General features: G+C 54.5%; 21 protein-coding genes. 12 read left to right on the top strand and 9 right to left on the bottom strand.

Going from position 1 to position 23364, the window contains the following annotated elements:
• Positions 1 to 15: 15 nt before the first annotated feature.
• Complete coding sequence (locus tag A6X21_RS04865) at positions 16 to 1290, bottom strand: AI-2E family transporter (RefSeq protein ID WP_068846368.1); 1275 nt, start codon at positions 1288 to 1290, stop codon at positions 16 to 18.
• 416 nt (positions 1291 to 1706) lie between these two features.
• On the opposite strand from A6X21_RS04865, the gene A6X21_RS04870 reads away from it, so the two are divergent.
• Positions 1707 to 2297: a glycine cleavage system transcriptional repressor gene (locus tag A6X21_RS04870; RefSeq protein WP_068846369.1), complete on the top strand. Its 591-nt coding sequence runs from the start codon at positions 1707 to 1709 to the stop codon at positions 2295 to 2297.
• A gap of 144 nt (positions 2298 to 2441) precedes the next feature.
• Positions 2442 to 3785, top strand: coding sequence for a PFL family protein (locus tag A6X21_RS04875; RefSeq protein WP_165603680.1), 1344 nt, complete (start codon positions 2442 to 2444; stop codon positions 3783 to 3785).
• A gap of 123 nt (positions 3786 to 3908) precedes the next feature.
• On the opposite strand, the gene A6X21_RS04880 is transcribed toward A6X21_RS04875, so the two are convergent.
• Entirely contained in the window at positions 3909 to 4211 is a 303-nt protein-coding gene (locus A6X21_RS04880; protein WP_068846370.1) for a hypothetical protein, read from the bottom strand.
• Positions 4212 to 4682: 471 nt separating this feature from the next.
• On the opposite strand from A6X21_RS04880, the gene A6X21_RS04890 reads away from it, so the two are divergent.
• Both A6X21_RS04890 and A6X21_RS04895 read left to right on the top strand, forming a co-directional pair.
• Positions 4683 to 5060: a hypothetical protein gene (locus A6X21_RS04890; RefSeq protein WP_131818192.1), complete on the top strand. Its 378-nt coding sequence runs from the start codon at positions 4683 to 4685 to the stop codon at positions 5058 to 5060.
• Positions 5061 to 5269: 209 nt separating this feature from the next.
• Complete coding sequence (locus A6X21_RS04895; RefSeq protein ID WP_068846373.1) at positions 5270 to 6349, top strand: ATP-grasp domain-containing protein; 1080 nt, start codon at positions 5270 to 5272, stop codon at positions 6347 to 6349.
• 108 nt (positions 6350 to 6457) lie between these two features.
• Here the strand turns inward: A6X21_RS04895 and A6X21_RS04900 are convergent, their stop codons facing one another.
• The 3 genes from A6X21_RS04900 to A6X21_RS04910 form a co-directional block, all read right to left on the bottom strand.
• Entirely contained in the window at positions 6458 to 7543 is a 1086-nt protein-coding gene (locus A6X21_RS04900) for a hypothetical protein (RefSeq protein ID WP_131818193.1), read from the bottom strand.
• 355 nt (positions 7544 to 7898) lie between these two features.
• The gene (locus A6X21_RS04905) at positions 7899 to 9269 is read right to left on the bottom strand and encodes a DUF1552 domain-containing protein (protein ID WP_068846375.1); all 1371 of its coding nucleotides are present in this window, start codon (positions 9267 to 9269) and stop codon (positions 7899 to 7901) included.
• Complete coding sequence (locus tag A6X21_RS04910; RefSeq protein ID WP_240490166.1) at positions 9266 to 12094, bottom strand: DUF1592 domain-containing protein; 2829 nt, start codon at positions 12092 to 12094, stop codon at positions 9266 to 9268. The genes A6X21_RS04905 and A6X21_RS04910 overlap by 4 nt, the downstream gene beginning before the upstream one ends.
• A gap of 299 nt (positions 12095 to 12393) precedes the next feature.
• On the opposite strand from A6X21_RS04910, the gene A6X21_RS04915 reads away from it, so the two are divergent.
• Positions 12394 to 14910: an FAD-dependent oxidoreductase gene (locus tag A6X21_RS04915; protein ID WP_165603681.1), complete on the top strand. Its 2517-nt coding sequence runs from the start codon at positions 12394 to 12396 to the stop codon at positions 14908 to 14910.
• Positions 14911 to 15074: 164 nt separating this feature from the next.
• Entirely contained in the window at positions 15075 to 16151 is a 1077-nt protein-coding gene (locus A6X21_RS04920; RefSeq protein ID WP_068846377.1) for a LamG-like jellyroll fold domain-containing protein, read from the top strand.
• A gap of 42 nt (positions 16152 to 16193) precedes the next feature.
• On the opposite strand, the gene speB is transcribed toward A6X21_RS04920, so the two are convergent.
• Positions 16194 to 17129, bottom strand: a complete 936-nt coding sequence (gene speB, locus A6X21_RS04925) for an agmatinase (RefSeq protein WP_068846379.1) — start codon at positions 17127 to 17129, stop codon at positions 16194 to 16196.
• Between the two features lie 147 nt (positions 17130 to 17276).
• Between speB and A6X21_RS04930 the strand changes: the two genes are divergently transcribed.
• Entirely contained in the window at positions 17277 to 18605 is a 1329-nt protein-coding gene (locus tag A6X21_RS04930; RefSeq protein WP_068846381.1) for a dihydroorotase, read from the top strand.
• A gap of 376 nt (positions 18606 to 18981) precedes the next feature.
• The gene (locus tag A6X21_RS04940) at positions 18982 to 19686 is read left to right on the top strand and encodes a DNA alkylation repair protein (RefSeq protein WP_068846385.1); all 705 of its coding nucleotides are present in this window, start codon (positions 18982 to 18984) and stop codon (positions 19684 to 19686) included.
• A 277-nt stretch (positions 19687 to 19963) separates the two neighbouring features.
• Here the strand turns inward: A6X21_RS04940 and A6X21_RS04945 are convergent, their stop codons facing one another.
• On the bottom strand, positions 19964 to 20359 hold the full coding sequence (locus A6X21_RS04945) for a hypothetical protein (protein WP_068846387.1): 396 nt from the start codon (positions 20357 to 20359) through the stop codon (positions 19964 to 19966).
• 1200 nt (positions 20360 to 21559) lie between these two features.
• On the bottom strand, positions 21560 to 21967 hold the full coding sequence (locus tag A6X21_RS04955) for a hypothetical protein (RefSeq protein ID WP_068846391.1): 408 nt from the start codon (positions 21965 to 21967) through the stop codon (positions 21560 to 21562).
• On the opposite strand from A6X21_RS04955, the gene A6X21_RS04960 reads away from it, so the two are divergent.
• On the top strand, positions 21966 to 22160 hold the full coding sequence (locus tag A6X21_RS04960; protein ID WP_068846393.1) for a hypothetical protein: 195 nt from the start codon (positions 21966 to 21968) through the stop codon (positions 22158 to 22160). The genes A6X21_RS04955 and A6X21_RS04960 overlap by 2 nt on opposite strands.
• Here A6X21_RS04960 and A6X21_RS04965 read toward each other — a convergent pair.
• Complete coding sequence (locus tag A6X21_RS04965) at positions 22141 to 22434, bottom strand: hypothetical protein (protein ID WP_205847386.1); 294 nt, start codon at positions 22432 to 22434, stop codon at positions 22141 to 22143. The genes A6X21_RS04960 and A6X21_RS04965 overlap by 20 nt on opposite strands.
• Before the next feature lie 148 nt (positions 22435 to 22582).
• On the opposite strand from A6X21_RS04965, the gene A6X21_RS24555 reads away from it, so the two are divergent.
• Genes A6X21_RS24555 through A6X21_RS04970 form a run of 3 tightly spaced genes read left to right on the top strand, consistent with a single transcriptional unit; the run spans position 22583 to position 23359 of the window.
• Entirely contained in the window at positions 22583 to 22729 is a 147-nt protein-coding gene (locus A6X21_RS24555) for a hypothetical protein (protein ID WP_165603682.1), read from the top strand.
• Positions 22713 to 22874, top strand: coding sequence for a hypothetical protein (locus A6X21_RS24560; protein ID WP_165603683.1), 162 nt, complete (start codon positions 22713 to 22715; stop codon positions 22872 to 22874). Before A6X21_RS24555 ends, A6X21_RS24560 begins: the two co-directional genes overlap by 17 nt.
• Positions 22874 to 23359 carry a hypothetical protein gene (locus A6X21_RS04970; RefSeq protein WP_068846396.1) on the top strand — a complete coding sequence of 162 codons (486 nt, stop codon included), beginning with the start codon at positions 22874 to 22876 and terminating at the stop codon, positions 23357 to 23359. Before A6X21_RS24560 ends, A6X21_RS04970 begins: the two co-directional genes overlap by 1 nt.
• Positions 23360 to 23364 lie beyond the last annotated feature (5 nt).

Consider the following 23364-nt stretch of genomic DNA (forward strand, 5'->3'; position numbering starts at 1 on the left):
AAGGATGAAAATCTCTCAACAGGCCGGAGGTTTGGGAGCTTCTGCCACGGGTGGTGCCGCTTCAACCATCGTGGCCACGACTGCGGCGGGTGTCGCAATGATGGTCGAAGTGACATCAGAAACAACAGTTGCAACTGGCGTTTTTTCGCCTGTGATGACTCCTTTCGCCGGGGTCGAAGTGGCCATGAAACTTTTCAGTTCCTGATTGAAGATTTTGGCCAGTGCATACAAAACCGAAGCGATCATGGGGCCCAGAAAGATACCCCATAATCCAAAGGCTTCCAGCCCACCGAGAATCGAAACGAATCCGAGCAGCGGATGCATCTGCACATTGCTGCTCAGAGTGTAGGCACGCACGACGTTATCGATGCTGCTGATCACCAGAAAACCAAAGAGGAATAATCCTGTCGCCGTAACGTAATGGCCTTGTGTCGCCAGGTAGATGGCGAGAGGCACATAGACACCAGCCGCACCAATCATGGGGATCATGGCCGCGACCGTGGTGACCATGCCGATGACAAAGATGTGTCCAATCCCGAGGACTCCTGCTGCCAGAGACATGGCAATCCCCTGGCCAATCGCTGCCACCAAAGTTCCCATCACGACAGAACGAGTGACTTTGGTGAATTGATCGAAGACCTGTTGCTGGTATTCCGGCTGGATGGGGATCAGATTCTGAGCGCCTCGCAAAATGCGTGGGCCATCGGCGAGGAAGAAGTAGAGTCCCATGAGGCAAACCGTCAGTTGAATGAAGAAGTTGATGAGAGTCCCGATGATTCCCCAGGTGGAACTGGCAATTTCGGAAGCACCGACGCCCAATTGTTTGACCTGATTCTGAATTCCCAGGAGGAGCTGCTGCTTGACACCTTCCGGGTCGGCACCAGCCGGCATCCAGGGGAGAATTCGTTGCACGAACTGATCGATACGCAACGACACGGTCGACTTGATCTGCTCCCATGAAGAATCGGAAAGGTTATCCTGCACAAAAACCGACAGTTCCAATCCTGTCAGCAGGATGGCAAAGAGAATGGGCAGGACAATGACCACGACGACTCCAGTGGTCGTGAGGCCGGCAGCGAGCGAATTCCATTTGGGGAAATACGACAGGCTGCGGCTGTGTAACGGTTGAGCCAGAATAGCGAGGACACCCGCCAGGAGGAGTGACATCAGGTAGGGGGCCATCACCTGGTAAAACATCAGAATGAAAATGACCATCACGACCGAAAGGACCAGCAACGAGACGATTTTGACGGTCGATTGATCACGCAGACTGTCAGCGGTCGATGGCATGTTGAGTTTTTCCAGGGCCCTGGTTGTGAGAGAGAATCTGCATTTGATGATTGATCTTGGTCGCCTTGGATACGGATCTGCAACCCAAATCCTGACGAGCATTCACTGTCGTCAGTCGATACAATGACCAGATGTTGAAGTCGAACAGGGTGTGGTTTCAGCGAACGGATTGGCCTGGCGGTGAGGATCACGCGAATTATCGAAATGAGTTCAATTTTTGGACTTTGTTTTTGCAGGTGAATACTCAGAAAATAATCGCAATTTATGAGAGAAAGCTGCCAGCCGCATGGTGAAATCATGCGAAGAATCATGCTGTTCGATGAGGATGTTTCCTGAGAGTCTGGCTGATTTGATGTCATGAGAGATGGTTGCTGGTGGTCTGCTGAAACAGAATATGATGCTGGTGGAGTTTTTCGATGCCCAAACCCTATGTGATGACCTTGATGGCCACCAATCGCGTGGGAGTCATGGCGGCATTGACAACAGCGCTCGATGAATTGGGTGGAAATCTTCGAGAAGTGAGTCAGACGGTGACCGGCAACTACTTCACCATGTTGCTGACGGCTGACTTCCCCGATGATCGACCGGCGGGTGTGATCAACGACCATATTCGGGCCTTTTGTGATCCCTTTGGCATCGAACTGACGCTGAAACCACTTTCCAGTGCAGAACTCAATGAACCCGCGACCAATGGCAAAGCTGCCGCCACGGAGCGATATTCTTTGACCGTGGTGGGCCCGGATCGACGGGGAAGTCTGCGGCAGGTTTGTTATCGGCTGGCCCATCATGGCATTGATATTGCCGATCTGCATGCCACGACATTGCCAGGAAATGATCACTTTGTGGCTCGGTTCGCACTGACAGTTCCCAAGTCGATTGATCGCGGTCAATTGCAGAAAGAGCTTTTCGAATTGAGCGAAACAACTGGAAGCACGATTACGCTTCAGCATCATCTGGTGGGGCTAGCGACCCAAAGTCCCATCCCGATCCGTCTGGCTTCCCAGTGAATCGATAATCTGTGATTTGATCATCAGTGAATCGTTAATCAGTGAAGTTTAAACATACTGATGCAGCAGGTCGGTACGATCTGCCGCGATAAAGAGCTCATCCTAACAGATATCACGACCATCGATTTTCGAACGGAAAACGTCATGCAGCCCACACTGCCAACCACGAGCTGGATGCATCTGGATGGCCCCGCACATCTGTTCGATGTTCGTACCGTGACGCTGGGGATCAGTCTCGCGAATTGTGTGGATCGTTCGTTGCATCGCTTCTGTGAAAACGTGTATCAGCGAATCACAGGCGCGGCCAGTCGCTTTGTAGAAACATGCCATCAGGTTTCGGGCGAAATGGGTGTCCCTGTCATTCAGCGCTGGCTAAGTGTGACAGCGATTGATCATCTGGCTGATGGTTTTACAGCCGAAGATCTGTTTCATATTGCTCGAACTCTCGATGGAGCTGCTGCCAACGTGCGGGTCGATGCCATTGGCGGATTCTCGGCCTGGATGCAGCACGGTCTTTCGGGTGGCGCCCGCCAGCTCATTGAAAGTCTCCCTCAGGCACTCTCACAGACGGAACGAGTTCATTCGGCGATTGTGGCCGGGACGAGTGAAGTGGGGATTAACTTTTCGGGGCTGCTTCCGGTTGCTCAGCAATTGCTGGAGCTTTCGCGTTTAACCAAAGATCGTCCGGGAACTGCCGCGCGGATGAGTGTGGTCGCCAACCCACCGAGTGCCTGCTTTGGAAAAGCCGGTTGCCCGGATGGCATGCCCGACATGCAGCTTTATTCGGGAATCAGCGCACCCCGGATTATCAATCAATGTCTGCGTGCGCGGATGGCAGAGGATCCTGATTGCCGGTTAGAAGATCTGGCAGCGGAAGTGCGTACTGCCACCTTCCGGGCCACGCGTGCCGCGGAGTTGACGGGCCGGGAAATTGCCCGTCGACTGGGGGCCACCTGGGGCGGCATCGATCTGACAGTCGCACCTTCACTGCGCCCCGGGGACAGCATTGCTGAATTGATGGGACTGATGGGGATTGAACGCTTTGGTGCCCCGGGAACTGCCGCTTTGATTGCCTTGATTGACCGCGCTGTGCGCGATGGTGGCCGTTTCGCTGCGACAAGAATCTGTGGCTCGTGGGGAGTGCGCCTGCCACTGATGGATGATGTTGGTCTGACGGAAGCATTACGTTCTGGCGAGATGAGTTTTAATCAACTCTCGTTGCTGACAGGAGCTGGAGCCCAGGGGCTTGATCTGGTGCCAGTCCCTGGCGATACCGATGCGGAAACGTTGGCTGCAGTACTGGCTGACCAGATGAGTATCGGCCATGCGAGCGGTCGCCCGGTCACCGTGAGACTGGTCCCTGTGCAAGGAAAAACGGGGGGCGATTCCATTTCAATGGGTGGCATGAATCAATCGGCCATCGTGCTTCCCATGCTGGCCACAGGTCGCAGTAACACCATGGCCAGGCGAGGTGGTCGCCTCCCTTAAACGCACTCGAAAACTAATGGTGTGTGGAGAGTCATTAAAGCATGCTTGCTCGGAGCCGCAAGCATGGCACATCAAGCACTGCTAAATCCTGGAATCCTTATCAGAAGTGCGGCTTCCAGATTTCTAAGGCAAGCTTGCGCCTTCGGGGTGCAGGCGAAAGACTGGCAGTTGGGCCCTGACCGATTTGGGGAGCGCTTCCTGCATCGGCGGTATGTTGGAGCCAAGTCTCTGGCTGATCTGCTCGAGCTTTTGACCAATGGCGGCATATTCTGTGAGCTGCTGTTCACGCCATTCGACGAACAGCGATTCCAGCTTTTCTTCCCAGTGCCGGGCATCCTGCAGACTTTGTCGCAGATGCTGCAAAAGTGGTAACAGGGCATCCGTCGCCTGTGTCGAGGCATCCCTACGCGAGAAGTCCTGCGTCATGAACAGCACCCGGCAAATCGCCAATGAAGGCGAGGTCGATAAGTCCAAACTTCTAGTGGCAGCCAGAGAATTCTAATGACCAGGAGCGGCTGCCATTCACAAAAGACAGTATCGGCTGGATAGTCAGGAAGCTTAAGTAGACTTAACAAATTGTATCGCATAGGTAAAAGAGTCGTCTTTTGCGGTGACTCAAAGAGCAAGAATTGCCAGCGATCCTGTCACGAGTTTTCTCTCAGTGCCTGGGGAATCGTCTCTCACAAAAACTGTTGTCGAAATGATTGAATTAAAATCAATATGAGACACAGGGCTGAACTGATTGATCGGCAGTAACTGCTTGTCTGGACGAAGGTTATCAAAAAACGCCTCGATTGCAAAAAATGGCTCACTTCTTGCCTTCTCAGATTGGCATCTCTGATCCGCATGGAATGGAAGCAGAGACAATGGCCTCAACAAGAGAGTGGGAGACGGGAAATGAAGACATTTCTGAGTTTGATTGCCGCAGGAATCACAGCAATTGCCACATCATCAAGTCAATTGGCAGAAGCAGGCCCACCGGTCGTCTATCCGGTCGGCCATCACCATCATGGGGGTGGGTATCACGGCGGAGGGGCTTATGGCGGAGGGTATTATGGAGGACCTTCGCGAAACTCCTTATCGCTTTCCATCAACGCAGGGGGAGTCGGCTTTGGGTATAACCGGGGCGGCTACTATCCTCCCGTTTACGGCCGGCCAGTCTATGGTGGGCCGATTTACGGAGGTCCAATTTATCAACCTTATCCGCCGATTTATCGGCCTGTCCCTCCGGTCTATGTGGCTCCCCGCCCATGGTACCCCGGCTGTGGCTGGTAAATGAGACAACCTCTTCCCCATCCACTCGATGTTTCTCTCTCAACAAATACATTGCTGCCAGAAGCCGCGAGACCAGCCTCTCGTGGCTTTTGCTTTTGTTCAAGAGGCCATGATCGTCATGGCATGGAGATCTCAGGCTTTTCTTGAAGTCCGACGAAAGACATACTTCTCTTCACAAGATTGATGGAAGTGTTGTCGGAAAGTGCTGCATGAATCCCCCCTGTCTGGTCTGTGAATACCTCTGTGCCTTTGAAGGTGACAATCTCTCGGCCACTGATTCCGCTTCAACGGCAGAGATTCGGCGGGAAGGCATGGCGATGCTGCAGGCGCTGACAGAAGATCTTGCCGCCAGCCAGATTCAGGTCGCAGGGCTCGTGCATGCCGGCTGGAAAGAGAGTTGGACTGGTCATCCGGGTGTGAGATGGATCTGGACAGAAGACGACGATCATTCGAGATCGCTTATTCATTCGGCGATCAGTGGAGGTTGGAAGGTTGTCATTGTTGCTCCCGAGATTGATGGGACACTGGCAGCGATTATTCAGTTGTGTGAGTTTTTAGGAGCCCGCGTCCACAACTCGACGTCGGCAGCAATCCAGCTCACATCGGATAAGCTGCAATTGGCAGAGCATCTGGAGAAGCACAGGATCCCGACAATCCCGACACGGCTTGTTCAGCACGCAGAAGAACTTGGCACCTACTCCCGATATGTCGTGAAGCCGATTGACGGCGCGGGGAGTCTCGACGTCTTCGTGGTCAACGACTGGCGAGAAGCCCCGGAATCGGAAACCTGCCAGATTGTGCAACCTTATCTGCGTGGCCGGTCGGCTTCAGTGGCAGTGATCATGCCTGCCCTGGTTGTTGGGGAGGATCGTGACTCACCTGGCGATTCATCGATGGCGCCGATTGTGTGGCCCGTGGCTTCTCAACGGATTATTGAAAGCAAGGGCGAAGGCCATCTTCCGGCCAGTCTGAAATATCAGGGGGGGGCCTTGCCATCCGACGAGTTTACGTCTGAAGAACGAGCCAGACTGGAGGCACTCGCTCTTAAGGCATGCGAATCGATCGAGGGACTGCGGGGGTATACCGGAGTTGATCTGGTGTGGCCGGAGGAATCGACAGAGCCACTGGTGGTCGAGATCAACCCCAGGTTGTGCACAAGTTATCTGGGCTATCGAAAGATCTTCGGATCCCAGGCAGCACTGGTCGTCGCGGGCTATGGAGAGGCTCACGCGAAGACAGAATCTTTTGCTGACAAAGCTGGCTGGAAGACCAGTCGAGCAGAGTGGTGAGCATCGCTTGACTCGCCATAGAAAATTACGAGTCGAAGATCACGTCAACATGCCTGCCCAAGGCTGCAAGCAGGGGATACAGATCGCTCTTTCAAATTTGAGTGCGTGTCAGTTCGTTTTTGCGGGATCCATCTTTTTGCGTTCAGCCAGCTTCGCCAGCCAGCGGACAGGATCGGCTTCAAAGGCTGATTTGCAGCCCGAACAACAGACCCAGTAGGTTTGCCCCTGATAGGCGACACTGGTTGTTCCCAGGCCCTGAGAAACAATGCATTCTTTCTCGCCGTAATCACTGTCATTGAGGGCAAAGCTGGTTCCCTCACGCTGGGTGTTGATCGTATCGACACGCACGTAAGTCCCACTGCCACGCTGACGATCGAGTTCGATCAGATAGCGATTGTTATCCTGCTGGCTCAGTGCCAGCTTCCAGATCTCATCGGCTGGTTCGGCTGCCTTTTCCACGAATTCGAGCTTATAAGTACGCTGCAACTTGTCGTCATCTCCGGCGACATCCTGAACTTCTTTGGTAAAGCTCCCTAACCAGTTGCGCGTCACACCATCAGCATCCGTCGTGGTGAGCTGATAGGACTGATCTTTGACAAGAAAGGTCAAACGCCCTTCGCGAATGTATTTACCATTGGGTGATTTGATGACGAGTGCTGGCTGTTTGGGGTCGGTTGTCAAATCCCACATCCACTCCGGTTGGTCGAGGAGGGCTTTGCGGGCATTCCCTTTCCAGCGGCCCAGAAGGACCTGCAATGGCTTCAGAGCATCCATCACCGAATCGATCTTGGACTCATCGATTGTTTCGGAATCAGTTCCAGAACCAATAGCACCGAGCTGTATGGGCTGGAAGCGTTTCCTGGGTGGTGTGGCTGAGGCCTGAGAAGCCGCTGGAGTTTGTGAGTTGGTGGCAGCAGCGTTTGTCTCTCCCTGAGTTGCGGCAGGCGAAGGTGTGGCCTGAACGGGGGACATTTGCGACGCGGGAGCTTGAGCGGTGGACATAGGGGGCTTGGTACTACCGCCACAAGCCGACAGGAAGAGCAGGCTGGCCGCCAATGTGCCATACAGACCAGCTCGCTGGACGAATTGATTGAAAACCACTTTTGCACCTCTTAAATGCACGTTGGCTGTTAACTGCACGTTGCCTGGCTCTGGCCTGCCCATCCTCTGCACGACTGCGGGAATGCTGATCAATGGCAGATTCCCTTCAACCACAATTCTGGTGAGAATCTGAGAGCCGGTGATTTATCAGGAATCTTCTGTATCAGAATACACCAGCGAAGCACTGACGGGGAGATCGAATGAGATCAGACTTTGTTGATGTGTTTGTCGGGAGCGATTTGTCTGAAGAAAGGCACTCTTCAACATGACCTCACGCTCTCTTTAACATGACCTCATAGAGTGCGGAAAACGTCGTCGCTGATTGGATAAAGTCCGGCAATTCATAAAAAAGAGCGGGAATAGCCCCGTGAGCTACTCCCGCTGAAGTCTGGAAAATGTGGTTATGGGTCAACCCATAGTCGCAATTGCTATCAGCAAAGTCCTTCCATCAGGCTTTCAGCTTATCCAACCGGCCTGTGCTGTCACCCAGTCGATCCGCTGAGACACCCATGAAATCGAGCATTGAGAGGAACAGGTTATTGAGGGGAGTATCCTTCGGGTAAACCAGGTGCCGGCCAGTGTCAATTCGACCTGACCCACCCCCAGCCAGAAGCACGGGGAGATCGTTGTGATTATGGCGGTCGCCGTCTCCGATCGCACTGCCGTAAACGATCATTGAGTGATCGAGAACTGTGCCGTCGCCTTCTTTCATCGAATCAAGTTTTTCGAGGAAGTAAGCGAATTGTGTGATGAGGTGACGATCGACTTTTCGCAGCTTTTCCAGATTTTCGGCCTTCTTCTGGTGATGCGAAATCTGGTGGTGACCTTCGTTGACCCCCACGACCGAGTAGGAGCGGTTGGAACCCTCATTGGAGAGCATTAATGTCGCAATTCGAGTGGAATCGGTCTGGAAGGCGAGTGCCAGCAGATCAAACATCAGCCGGGTATGCACGACTTGGTCCTTGGGAACTCCATCGGGAAGATCCATATCAGGAATCACAATCTTGGCGGAATCGCTGGCTGCCCGTTCCAGACGCTGCTCGATTTCGCGAACGCTTGTGAAGTATTCATCGAGTTTGCGGCGGTCAGTCTTGCCCAGCTTCTGCTGAAGCTGGTCGGCATCGGCCTGAACCATATCCAGAATGCTCTGGCGGTAATGATCGCGCTTTTTGCGATTCTTGATTTCATCAACCCCACCGCCAAACAGACGCTCAAAGACGAGTTTGGGGCGGATTTCTTTCGCCATCGGTGTCGTGGGGGATTTCCACGAAATCGTATTCGAATAAGCACAACTGTAGCCTGAATCGCACTGGCCGGCATTGCGGCCTCCTTCAAGCCCCAGTTCGAGAGATGGCAATTTCGTCGCTGCACCGATTTGTGCGGCTGCCAACTGATCGACGGAAACACCGGCCTGAATATCAGCCCCGGCGGTTTTTCGAGGATGCACACCCGTGAGGAATGTCGCAGCGGAACGTGCATGATCACCCGGCCCGTCGCCGAGAGCCCGCGCGTTGTTCTGGGCCAGGTGGGACATCACATTGAGCTTTTCCTTGACCTTGGCGAGTGGTTCCAGTGATGGCGGGAGTGAGAAGCCAGCCCCTTCCTTCACAGGCTGCCAGGAATCCATGACCACACCGTTTGGCACAAAGACAAAGGCCATACGGTTCATTGCGGTGGATGCCATGGCGGCTTCAGCGGTCGCGACATGAGCGGGAAGCATCGCTTCCAACACCGGGAGAGACATCGTCACACCCAGCCCTTTGAGCATCGTGCGGCGATCTACTGCTGATTGCCAGCGGGAGAGTTTATTGATGTTCATAGTGTTGACCCTTCACCACGACGAAGCCGGAATGGTTCGCTCTTGACGATCTCTTTGACCAATACTGAGAAACGGAAATTCTGGGCACTTAGCTCACTATTAATTCGATTCACCGAGCAGCGATCATAATATTCCAGCCCCCGGCCCAGTGCATACGTTAGAAGCTTCTCAGTTAAACACTCGGTGAACGCTTTTTGTTTCTTGGTCTTCAGAATATTGACCATTTCGACCGGCCCGCTGAACGAATCGCCACTGGGCAATGTTCCCGAGGTGTCGACTGGTTTGCCACCATCATCTTTACGATACCTGCCGATGGCGTCGAAGTTTTCGAGGCCGAAGCCCAGAGTATCCATCGTCTTGTGGCACGAGGCACAGGCCGGATTTGATCGGTGTTGTTCCATCTGCTGGCGGAGTGAAAGGCCAGCAGATTGCTCCTTTTTGTCTTCTAACTCAGGGACATTCGGCGGTGGTGCCGGTGGTGGAGAATCGAGAATCGTTTCCATAATCCATTTGCCGCGCTTCACAGGGGAGGTGCGTGTGGGGTTGGAGGTGATGGTGAGCACACTGGCCTGAGTCAGCACGCCAGCTCGATTTGTCCCGGCAAGACTCACCTGGCGGAATTCATTCCCCTTCACATCCGGGAGGCCATAATGCTTGGCCAGCCGTTCATTCACGAACGTGTAGTCTCCCACGAGCAAATCGAGAACGCTGCGGTCTTCCTGCACAATGGCACGGATGAACTGTCGGGTTTCTTCCTTCATGTCACGGCGCAGATCATCGTTGAACTGCGGGAAGGCTTTGGGGTCAGGGGTGACTTCGTCAAGAATTCGCAGTTGGAGCCATTGCTCGGCGAAGTTCTCGACGAGAGCTGCGGATCTGGGATCCTGGAGCATGCGGCGAACCTGGGCGTCGAGAATCAGTTCGTTGCCGAGATCTCCCACCCGGGCGTGTTCAAAAAGCTCATCATCGGGCATGGTGCTCCACAAGAAATACGACAGCCGTGAGGCCAGTTCGTAAGAGTTGATGATGTGAGCACTCTTGGGATTCTCGGGCTCTTTGTCGGATTCAATACGGAAGAGGAAGTGTGGCGAGACCAGCACTGCCTGAACGGCAACCTGCATCCCGAATTCAAAGGTTTCACCGGCTGCGGTGGCTCGCTCGACCAGACCGACAAATTTCGACAATTCTTCGTCTTTTGGCGGACGACGGAATGCCCGCGTGACAAACGGAGTCAGGTTCTCCCGGGCTGCTTCACTGATGGATTTGCCGGGTGCTCCATTTTCACCACTGGCCGAGGGAACAGCCTTAACCAGTCGGGTATGCGAAGCGGGATAGCTGTTGGGCAAAACCTTCGATGGCCCGGTCAGAGAGGCTGACATGATGACGAGATTGCGATCCCGACGCTTCGGATCCTTGGCCTTCTCATCATAGAAATCGTTCAGGAAGGCGAGCGAGATATTTCGCTTCCCCTGCAGAAGAGTGACTGGGAGCGAATAAGTCTCCGGTTTGCGATCAGTCGCCGAAACTTCAAAAACTTTGAGTTCCTGACCATCGAGGCGAACAGCCAACTTCGCGCGGTCAGTTCCTGCAGGAGTTTCTGCAGCGACGACTTTGAGGACATATTCACCAGAAAGTGGCACATCGACAGGAATGGTGGCATCTCCTGTGGAGACGAGAATGATACTGGGATCGTCTTCGCCTCCATGATTGTGGGCCACTTTGCTTCGCTGAAGTTCACGACCTTTCCACTTTTTGACCGGCAGATCCTGAGGATCGATGGAAACGATCGCCGCTTGAGTCAGCTTGTCTGCTGCATCGAGATACTTTTCCATGAGGAGTGGCGGAAGTGACAGGACATCACCGATGTTGTCAAAGCCGTAACCCACGTCATCGGACGGGAAGCTGTCGGCGGGCCGGAGATCGACTCCCAGCAGGTCGCGAACAGTGTTGTTGTATTCTGTACGATTGAGCCGGCGAACCGTCACACGGCCAGGATCGGGATTGGTCGCACAATCGACGTAATAGACAGTCGAATCGAGGAAGCTGACCAGCTTGGCCCGTTCTTCTTCGGTGGGTTGAGGGCTGTCATCGGGAGGCATGATCTGCCCCTCGACGATCTGCATGATACGTTCCCACTGCTTGCGATCTTTCAGGATCGATGCGGTGTCGGAATATTTGTCGAAAGCGATCCCGGCTTCGGCATCAGGACCCTGATGGCAGTCGATGCAGTACTTCTGCATGAAGGGGGCTGCATTTTCGGCATATGAGGGAAGGCGATGTTCCGCCGCCTGTGCCACACCGGCAGTAGACGGAGAGGCGTCGCCACTGGGTGAGCGTGGCCACAGAAATGCAACAATTCCCCCGAGTAGACCCAGGAATGCCACGCCACCGACGATCATGCCGACGACGGGTTGTGACGACGACGATTTCCCTCGTGAAGTGCGATTCCCTGCCCCCTTTCTGCGCGAGGCAGGAAGAGGAGCGCTTCGAGAGGGTTTGAAACTGTCGCCAGTCGTTCGGCCAGCTTTCCCTTTTCCCTTGAGAGGTGGAGGTGCAGCAGCAGGGGCTTCCTCGTAATCTTCGAGATCATCACTGGAGAAGCCGAACTCCTCCAACTCTTCCTCGGGAGCGGAGGCCACAGGAATCCGGAGCACCTGCCGACAATCAGCGTTGGGACAGTAGGCCTTTTTGCCTGCAAACTTAGCATCCACCTTAAAGGCATGATCGCAGGCAGGGCATGTCACACGAATGCGCATGGCAGGCGAAACTTCCGGGGCAGGAGGAGACAGGCGGGGTGGAAGTGAATTCAGTTTGGACGAACGCATCCAAATTCACTGTTGTAAGTATAGCGCGCGATCCAAGCAAAAGTCCACCACAAGAAAGAGGGTTTTACGCATTCCCTAATTCTTGCACTAACAATGAATTACGACAAAAACTCTGAATCTGTTGGCGCTCTCGTGTCGCCAGAATGTGCAATGCGTCAAGAATTCAGGCAATGCATCGAATTTTCGAGTTATTGATCGATCTTCAGCAGACACCAGAGCTTACCGAGCGACCTCGCATGCGAGACCTGGTGGACTGTTTCTCAAAAAGCATCTCATCTTCAGCAATTGAGCCGCAACAAATGCTACATCAAGAACTTACATCGATACTCTCTGGTCTTCCTGAGCATCTGCAAGAGCGGACGCGGCGACTCCCTTCTTCAACGACTTTGTCAACGCCCCTGGGTGATCCGGATCAAGCCTCCACGCACGGTGACTTTATTCTTTACTGGATGCACCATTCGCTTCGGGGCCACGAAAACCCGGCGCTCGATGTGGCCATTCATCTGGCCCACCGGCTCGATCAGCCACTGCTGGTTTATCAGGGGCTCTCGGAAAATCACCCTTATGCCAACGATCGCAGGCACACCTTTATTCTCCAGGGAGCGGGCGATGTTCATGCTGAACTGGCCGAGCAGAAGATTTCCTCTGTGCTCCATGTCGCGCGGGCCGAAGATCGCGGGCCTCACCTCAAGACACTGGCTGCTCGCGCGGCGGTTCTCGTGACAGATGATGTCCCGACCGCTCCGACAATTCACTGGCGCAATCGACTGGCTGACTCTATCAAGACGCCGATTGTGTGTGTCAATGGTGCGTGCATTGTCCCGCCCCAACTGGTCAAGCGGGCTTTTGATCGCGCATTTGCGTATCGCGAAGCCACCGCATGGCTCTACAAAACCCGCAATACTCGCCCGTGGCCAGAGCTTCGTTATGGAGGGAAGCCGTTTCCAATTGATCAGTTACCCTTCCAACCAGTCGATCTCCAGCAGACGTCGATTGCCGATCTGCTGGCTACCAGCCAGATCGATCACTCGGTTGGTCCTGTTCCACATACCGTGGGAGGTTCTCAGGCAGGTTATACCCGCTGGGAAAACTTCAAAAAGCAGGGATTGAGACGCTATGCCGATCAACGGAACGATGCCCTCAAGGATGGCGTCAGCCGGATGTCGGCCTATCTGCATTACGGCATGGTTTCCCCCTTCACACTGGTGCGGGATTGTTTTGAAGTCGGTGGCGCCAGTGCCGAGAAATATCTCGATGAACTCCTCATCTGGCGTGAACTCGCGTGGTGCTTTTGCCATTACCGGACAGATCACGAGGCTCTTTCCGCACTCCCCGCCTGGGCTCGACAGGCTTTGAAGGCTGGAGAAGCCGATAAGAGAGCTGACTTGTACGATGAAGAAACGCTGGCTCGTGCGCAAACTCATGATCCTCTCTGGAATGCCGCGCAAATGTCACTCCTCCGCCAGGGAGAGCTCCATAACAATGTGCGGATGACCTGGGGCAAAGCCATTCCTCTCTGGACAAGCACGACCGAAGAAGCCCTGCGACTGCTGTTCGATCTCAATCATCGATATGCCCTCGATGGCTGCGATCCGGCTTCGTATGGCGGGTTGTTATGGTGTCTGGGACAGTTTGACAGGCCATTTACTCCCGAAGAACCAATCTTGCGAAGCATTCGAGGACGCTCGACCGCCGAGCATGCCCGCCGCTTGAACCCCGAAAAGTATCTGGCGAAAACCTCCCGTCGCCTGACAGGGGAACCTGTCAAAGTGGCTGTGATTGGTGCCGGCATGGCGGGATTGATGGCCGCTCGCACGCTGTCCGATCATGGCTTCGAAGTGGAGGTTTTTGAAAAGAGCCGTGGACTGGGCGGACGCATGGCCACCCGTCGCCTGGCGGATGGTGGTCAGTTCGATCATGGCTGCCAGTACATCACGGCCAGGACGTCTCAATTTGAAAAATCCTTACGTTCATGGGAGAACCAGGGGCTCATCACGCCGTGGCAAGGGCTTCTGGCTGCACAGGACGCCAATGGTTCGTGGAAAGAACTCGCTGCGAACGGGCCTCGCTATGTAGGGGTTCCCGGCATGACCTCGATCGCCCGGCATTTAAGTCAGGGTTTGAGAGTTCATCAGGAGGTGCAAATTCAAAAAGTGGAGCGGATCGCCAATCAGTGGCATCTGCAGAATACACAGGGAGCTGTTGCCGGGCCGTTCGATCAACTCATTCTGGCGATACCCGCCGGACAGGCTGCGCGACTTGTCGGTGAATATCCGATGGCAGAAATTCTGGCCAGAATCCCGATGGATCCCTGCTGGACTGTCATGGCCAGTTTGGCTGATCCGCTCCATCTGCCATTTGATGGCTATTTGAGTGAGGTGGCACTGTCACCGGCAGTGGGGTGGGCAGCGCGAGATACATCCAAACCCAAACGGCCGACCGATGCCGAGCGCTGGGTATTGCAGGCGACACCGGCATGGACGAAGAGTCACCTCGACCTTCCCGCAGATCAGGTGGCCACCGAACTCTGGCACCATTGGTGTGAGCAGATCAGCCTTCAGCCCCAGAGGACGCCGGAGCTTGTAGCACACCGCTGGATGTTTTCCACGCTGGATCCTTCGAAAGTTCCTGCGGAGATCTATCAGAAGCTGTCGATCGAGCGCGCCTTGCATGATTCCGAGCATGGCCTGACTGTTTGCGGAGACTGGACCAGCGAAAGTCGCGTCGAAGCGGCGTACCTTTCTGGTATAGCCGCCGCCGGTTTTGTCCTCAGGCAACACCTGATTGCGAAGCCGGCAGCTCAGTTGCTCTTTTGAGCCGGAGTATTGGTCAGGGGCTGATTCAATAGATGATGGTTACGGAACCAGGCCCTGCCTTTCCTCGCGAGAAGACACAGTTTGTCCTACTCATGGATTGATCAATGTTCATTCATGCGATATGCCATGACGGGGTAAGCCACATTCACTGAGGTAGTCTTCATATGAGTGATTCACTGCTTTCTCAAGACCGAACGGTTTTAGTCATCCGTCACACGGCTGGAGCGATGACGAAATTCGCTATTCTTCTCACGGTAGCAATCGTCGCTTTCCAATGGCCTGTACAGCAACTGCGGGGCGAAACGGGATTGGCTGCGCAGGTTGTTGTCGATCCCGCAGCAGTTGTCGGTCGACCAGAGATTGTCGAACGAACTCCGGGGCTGGTCGCATTCTGGAAATTTGGCGAAGAGCCGGGCCAGCCGCGTCTTTCGACCGCTACACCAGAAAAGCATCCTTTGGTTGAAGTTGGCGGGCCGATTGGACGAGTGGCGGGTGGGCCATTTTCGGGCTATTCCATCGACTTCAATGGTCAGCAGTACCTGATGGCGAAGCATGCGGAACTGGGCGACCTGGATATTCATGGTCCCGAGGCGCAGGTCAGTATGTTTGCAGTCGTCAAACTCACCGAAATGAAACGAGGCGTGACAATTGCCGGGATCTGGAGTGAAGGCAAAGGTGCTCACGACGATACCGGTACCCGGCAATATGCCATGCTGCTGAACATGCCGACTTATGGTGGCCCCCGGCAATTGACACCCCATGTTTCGAGTGAAGGCGGTGTGACCCGTCGGGCCGATGGTAGCCCGTTTCCCTGGTGTGCCGACTATGCCGCGTCTAAATCGGCTGTTCCCGAGGGGAAATGGGTGACTCTCGCCTTTACCTACGATGCAAAATATCTCAAAGCTTACTTCAATGGTCTGCTTGAGCCCCGAGCGATTGAGCCCAAAACCGACAAAAGAGACGACCCTTACTTTATGCAGGAAGGCCCGGGCGGATCGCCACGAGGCATTAATCCTTATTATCACGGTCGAGGGATCTTTCACTTCCAGCCAGAACTGCACGCTCAGTCAAAACCAGGTGGCCCGGCCGATTTTACAGTGGCAGCACGTTATGCAGTCGGCAGTATGCTGGGTGAAGCTATGAAAGGCCAACTGGGCGGGCTGGCTGTGTTCAATCGCGCTTTGAGCGATGATGAAGTTCTTTCGCTGCACAAAGCCAGTGCCATCGACAAACTTCCCTGAGTCCGCGGACTTGAAATTTCGAGTTTGTGGTTCAATCGGATGTTACTGGCTTAATGATTTTGATCTCGCGATGAGGGCCAGCATTTCAAAAGCGAGATTCGCACCCAGTACCGAGGTAATGGCTGAAGGATCGTAAGGAGGGCTCACCTCGACGACATCTCCGCAAACAACTCTCAGACCTGCCAGCCCGCGGAGAATTCCAGTCGCTTCACGACTGGTCAAGCCCCCAATTTCGGGAGTCCCCGTCCCCGGTGCAAAAGCCGGATCGAGTGCATCGACATCGAAGGAAAGATAGACCGGCTGATTGCCGACCTGCTGGCGGATTTCGTCCACAATGGAGCGGACACCGCGCTCTCCCACGTCATCGGCAGAGATAATTCGTGCTCCTAAAGCCCGGGCATCGAGGTAATCGTTGGCCGAATAGGTCGGCCCGCGGATACCAATCTGAAAGTAGCGCTGAGTATCAATCGCACCCGCTTCAATGGCTCGAATAAAGGGCGTGCCATGGCTGAGTGGATAGCCCGGATACTCTTCTGTCCAGGTATCACCATGGGCATCAAAATGCACGACGGCGAGCGGCCCATGTTTCGCAGCGGCCGCTCTGAGAAGTGGTAGAGCGACGGAATGTTCGCCGCCCAACCCGAGGACCATTGTGCCTTGATCAATCCAGGCTCTGGCCGCTTGTTCGATCAATGCGTGAGTCCGGGCAATATCGACCGGGATCACATCCACATCGCCGGCATCGACCACCTTGAGGAGATCGAACGGGGCGATGTTCAGAGCGTTGTGATACCCCCAGAGCATCATCGACTGCTCACGAATCGCTCGCGGTCCAAACCTCGTTCCCGAGCGATAGCTGACCGAAGAGTCAAAAGGACACCCGAGGACAGCAACATCAACACTCCGGCCCGCCACAGGTGCCAGACAAATCTCCTGCCTCCCAAAAGAAGCAATCCCGCAGAATGGTGAGTTGGACATAGGGGGGGGCTCATTCGAGTAACAATTTTCAGTCAATGGATTTCTGCACAACTGGAGCGCAGTCGCGTAGTCTCTCGAAGTTTCTGTTGACATGCTACTATCAAGACGCAAAACGTGTAGCCACATCGATCGCGAGGACAGAGCATCATGAGCAGGCGAATCAGGATTTCGGGGGCGGAGTGTGTTTTGCCTTCTGGATTGTGGAAGGGGGATGTGCTGATTGAGGGGGGGAGGATTCTGGATCTGGATCCGCCAGCCTCTGCACGGGCTGATGAGGTGATTCAGGCAGCCGGGCTCCATTTGATCCCGGGTGTGATTGATGATCAGGTTCACTTTCGTGAGCCGGGATTAACGCATAAGGAAGATCTCGCCACCGCTTCAGCAGCCTGTGCCAAGGGTGGGGTCACCACTTTCTTTGAGATGCCGAACACCAAGCCCACAACCACCACAGTCGAGCGGCTGCACGAAAAACTTGCCCTGGCAGCCACCAAATCGGTCGTGAACTATGCGTTCTACATTGGTGCCACCCCCACCAATGTCGAAGAACTCAAATTGGCCCGGCGAACGCCCGGCATCAAAATCTTCATCGGCTCCAGCACTGGTGACCTGCTGGTGGATGAGCAGGCCGCCCTCGAACAGATTTTTGCCGAAACCACACTTCCGATCTGTGCCCATTGCGAGGATGAGGCGACTGTCCGCGCGAACTCAGCCCGCCTCAATGGTGGCTCGAAGGTGCAGGATCATTCGCAGATTCGCGATCACAAGGCGGCGGAGATCGCTACCCGCAGGGCACTCGATCTCGCATATCGGCATAAGCACCGCTTTCATGTGCTGCATGTTTCGACCGCGATTGAAACCGAAATTGTGGCTGATCATCGCGGGCTGATCACAGCCGAGGCCTGCCCGCATCATCTGTTCTTTAATGTGGACGACTACGACCGTCTGGGCACGCTGATTCAGATGAACCCGTCGATCAAGACGCAAGACGACGTAACGGCCCTGTGGAAGGCGCTGCGCGACGGGCGGATTCAGGTCATCGCGACAGATCATGCCCCGCATACCCTGGAGGAAAAGCGGCAGCCTTACCCGAAGTCACCTTCGGGTTTGCCAGCCGTCGAAAATTCGCTGGCACTCATGCTCGATGCGGCTCATCGCGGCTTCTGCACCATCGAAGAAGTGGTGAGCTGGATGTGCGACGCCCCGGCCCGTGTGTGGGATCTCGTGGGAAAAGGACGGATTGAGCCGGGTTATGATGCCGATCTGGTGCTGGTCGATCTCCATAAGTCGCAAACCATCCGCAATGAGGACCAGCTCACGAAATGCGGCTGGAGCCCCTGGGCCGGGACAACGCTCACCGGCTGGCCCGTCACCACGATGGTGGGTGGCGAAATTATGTTTGCGGAAGGAAAGGTCGATACGAGCCGCCGGGGGACGGAAGCGATCTTCGATCATTCTCGGGGCGGATATTGGGGTTAGGGGAGGCAAGAAGGCAAGAAGGAGGGAAGGAAGGAAGGTTAGAAGCCGGAAGGGAAGAAGTCGAAGAACGAGTTTGGCGAGGTGGGTGCCGGTCGTGGAATCATCGGAGCACTGCCGGCGAGCCAGCAGTGGCACACAGTCGCGTACAGTCGCACACAGTGGATGGTTGGCGAGAGTCTGCCTTCCCAGTCGCGGCGAAGAAGAGTTCGATCACGTGAGCGCTGTTGCTTCTTCCCAGCGAGAGAGTGATTTTTGTTGCCACAAGGCTGATGTTTTTGGCGAGATCCATGCATAGGATGAACCATTGAGGAGAGATCGCCGATGGTCGCCGCGAGGCTGGCCGGCCTCCGTTCATGATCTGAATAAGGGACGTGGCATGACCGCAGAAGAAATCGTGGCACAACTCCAGAAGCTGGGAAGCGAAGGAACGGCCAAGGTTCTCCGTAAACATGGTGCTCATGATCCATGCCTTGGGGTTAAAATCGGCGATATGAAGCCCCTGCAGAAGCAGATCAAAAAGAACTATCCGTTATCGCTGGAGCTCTATGACACCGGCATTTACGACGCCATGTATCTTGCCGGATTGATTGCAGAGCCAGAACTGATGACGAAGAAAGACCTGACGCAATGGGTCAAGACAGCGTCAAAGCCGATCGCCAATTTCGTCGTCGGCCCGACAGCGGCTGGCAGTCCAGCGGGTTGGAACATCGCACTGGCCTGGATCAAGTCCAGGAAGGAAATTGAGAATATCGCCGGTTGGTCCACTCTCTCTGCGATGGCCAGTATTTATCCCGACGAAAAACTTGATCTCACGGAGTATCAACGATTACTGGCCGAGGTCGAAAGCCAAATTCATGCGGCGAAGGATGCCGTGCGCTACCAGATGAACTCTTTCGTCATCTCGGTGGGAAGTTATCTCTGCCCCTTAACCGAAGTGGCGATTGAAACTGGAAATCGAATCGGCCGGTTGAAAGTCGACATGGGCGACACTGACTGCAATGTCCCGTTCGCGCCTGAATACATCCAAAAAGTGAAGGATCGCGGCAACCTGGGAAAGAAGCGCAAGTCTGCCATGTGCTGATGTCACAGCACATATGTGGAAGTCACTGATCGCGACCCTTAAAGCCGCCTCACTCTCGACATTCAGGAAGCTCAACTATTCCTCCCGCCATTGCACAAAGGGCGTGATCCGATCGTCTTGGCACGATCTGCGTTCGCTACTCTCATGGTTGGGCTGGGAACAATAGCGATCGATTGAGAATTGCATTGAATCGAACGGCCCTGAGTGCGAACGGTAGCGTTCACCGCGCCGGCGAGGGTTGAGCTTCTATCTAAAAACGCCCGACTTCGCTGCGTGGTTACTTCGAATGGTTCGTCCGGATGCGTGTTGGATTGCTCATTGAGTTCATTTTACCATCTTCCACAACGTAGAGATGGCAGCAATTCAGAATGCCTCGAAGGCGATCCCGTTCCTCTGCACTCAGATCACAGTCTGCAAAGGCGATTGTGACCCAGCCGCGCATGGTGTTGGCAATCTTGAGCTGGTCTAATTGTTCGTGAGTCGGAATAGCCGTCAGTGTGATACGATATTCTGTGCCTACCGGCCACATAGGAATCGAGTGGCTACGCCCACCGATTTGAAGTACAGCACTGGAAAGGAGCTTCTCTTTTCGCGTCACATTCCAATAGTCGATCGCAAGTGTAATAGCGGCGAACGCAGCAATCAGCAGGATGTATTTCGACCGTCGCTTCATCGTTGGATGTTTCCTATCGACGAACGGCAGCCATCATTCGGATTACGGCGAACGACTGTCCAGTTCAAAATCGCGTTGCCCGCGGCGTGTTGTGCAACGGCTTGTTCTGTGCTTTCGTTCTCGTGACGTTCAACCTTTGATCTCAACTCTCGACCACCAATGAATACCAGACGCGATCCATCCCGCACCGGAACCGATCGCACCGCAAAACGGTCCAATCACAAACATCATTGCCCATGAACCAATCGCACCCATTCCGCACGCGACTTCGTTTGGACCAAGAGTAACAATATAGAGATGATGTTGACGCATCCCGTAGATACCAAATGCTACAGGTATGGCGGCAGCAAGAAGGAAACCAGTCAAAGCCCAACGACCCCGCGAACATGGACGGTCGCCGTTGGCACCAGTTGGCAATGTTCCATCGGGGGGGTGGTATGATCTGGAAGTGTGCATTAGACGTAACGATCAAAGTTTGTTTGATTCACCCTCACAGTTTGGCGGTGCCGCAAGGATACGCTGACACTGATACCCCAGGCCGTCAATTGGTCCGCGATGGATCGTCCGGTCAATCCTCACACTATACTGCGTTCGGCTACCATGCTATGCCGCAGTTTTCATGATCGCGATTTTCCCGGTGTCAGGCACATCCATAGCTCTTTACTTTCCTGATCGGGCGGAACCGCGTTCCTCGACCAGGTCTCCAATGTCGGCCGTGCGACGTAACTGGCCGATCGCACGGAGCAGGCATATGCGGCCTGGTTCAAGCGGTGCATGCTGTTTGATACCAGGCGGCAGCTGAGCGAGATGGACGCCAGTGATGGAACAATCGGAGCACTGCTGGCGAGCCTGCAGTGGCACACGACTGTCGAGAGTTTCCCATTAGGGCAGAGTATGCTGCGCTGGCGGCACTCAGCTCATTGACGTTCTCATGCTCGCCCCCGGCATTCCGGACGCTCTGCTTGTTTTCCGGCCAGTCCTCAACGGGCGTGGCCCGATCGTCTGGTACGATCTGAGATCGCTACTCTCACCAATGAGCCGGAGCAACAGCGATTGAATCGGAATTAATTCGACTCGATGCTGCACTGGTGGATAACAGCCCGGATCACCTCCGGCAGCCGCTTTGGGCTGCCCTCTGTTGCAGCGGCGAGTTTGTGATGCCTTTGTCTCAATGCCAACAACGCTCACCAGTGGCCTGGATCAATTGTTTGGCAACTCGAACTTGACCCCAGGCAGTACGACGTACACGTCGCCGGTGGTGAGGGCGGACGCCTTTTTGAAGCCGGGCCTGACTTTGATTGTCGACCCCTTCTTGAACTGGTCGCCCTGTCGGTACTGGTTGCCCTGGAGGAAGATCCCTTCGCTCGGATGGGCTACCAATTCGATGGCGACTGTGCCATCGCCGACGAACAACTTCTGACCTTCAACGGATCCGTCATTCGACTCCAGTTCGACCGTGAAGCCACTCTTTCGTTCCATATAACTGAGCGTAATATCCTGGTTCGGCAAGCGCACCTGAACCACGCTGCCATCGATCGAATCCGCCGAGGCGGGCGGGACGGCTGCGAGTGAGACACAAGCGAACACCACTGCGAAGAATAAACGCATGAGTACTCTCCATCGCGCCCAGGCGACCAGTGCCGTGCCACCAGAAACGCAAAACTTTTTATTGCAGAACAATCAATATCGGCCGGCTGCCGCGACCGATTTTCCAATATGCGTGCAGTTTATCGGCAACTCGGCTGCATTTTTTCGTTTTGCGATGTCGCTCGTTGAGCGATTCAGTCTTCAATTGCGGTGACGATACTCAACACATCGGTACGATTCGCCCAGCCATTGATCTTGCCGATGTTATTCCCAATCAAGAAGCCATCATCCGAAATATCTCTCACGATGTGAAGGATGTAGTTTCCTTTCCATCGAATAAACACCACGTCGTCAATTTTGACTGCGTTTGCCGAGATCGGGGAAATCGTCACCAATTGACCACTCTCAATTCGGCCCCGCATCGAACCACCCACTGGTCGAACCTGTGCCGCCTTTCCGGCTTGCAAGGCATTGATTGCGTCTTTCACCCAACTCACAGGATCTCGCGTTTAATCAAAAGCGAATAAGTATTTGACCGCCGAAGTGCGGTGGAGTTCTACCGCGATTTAGCGATGTAGTATGGACGTGTCGAAATTGATTTGTCAAAGTGCAAAATGAGCTACGACGGAGCGATCGATGGATTTGCTCGCTACGCTATACAAGGCTCCTGTGCTCTACCGCAGTCCTCTGCTCTGCCACAGTTTTCACGATTGCGAATTGACCCGTCGCCAGACACATCCACACTCGCTCTGGTGGAGAATCAGTGATGAAGATCGCTCATGAGAAACTCCCGGGCGTTCAGTTCGACACAGCCCGGACGGAGAAGGCAGGGGACAAGGCCTTCGATGAAGTCAGCGGCAAGTCCTCTGAGGGGAAGACGTGCGACATCAAGGTCGCTTTCAACAGTTTCTTAATGGAAGTTGCCTGATGTTGGCTGGAGAGACAAGCGCTCATCGCGTCGGCATCGTGCTTTGGCGAGTTTTTTCCATACTGCTCTTCGCTGTGTGGTGGGGAGGCCTCACGTTCTATGCCCTCATTGTCGTTCCCATCGGGACTGATCAGATTGGCAGCGTTGAGCAGGGGATTATCACCCAGCAAGTCACACGCTGGCACAATGCGATTGTGACATTAATGACAATTGTCGTCTTGATCGAGGCGTCTATGAGGAAACGAGTTGCGTGGTGGAGTGCTGGAATCGGACTGGCCGTCGTCACGGCATTACTGTTTGTCACGCACTGGCAACTCAGCGGCATGATGGACTTCGCAGGCCGCACTGTACCAGCGAGTTTTTATCGGCAGCACTCAGTCTATCTTTGGCTTACGGCTGCGGAATGGGCAACAGGCATCGCGTTGGCTGTCCTGGGAATGCTCCCAGATGCGATTGCGAGAACGAAAGATCGTTCCTCTAGATAGATGCA

Origin of the sequence: Planctopirus hydrillae (genome assembly GCF_001707835.1) — a bacterium.
Classification (GTDB): domain Bacteria; phylum Planctomycetota; class Planctomycetia; order Planctomycetales; family Planctomycetaceae; genus Planctopirus; species Planctopirus hydrillae.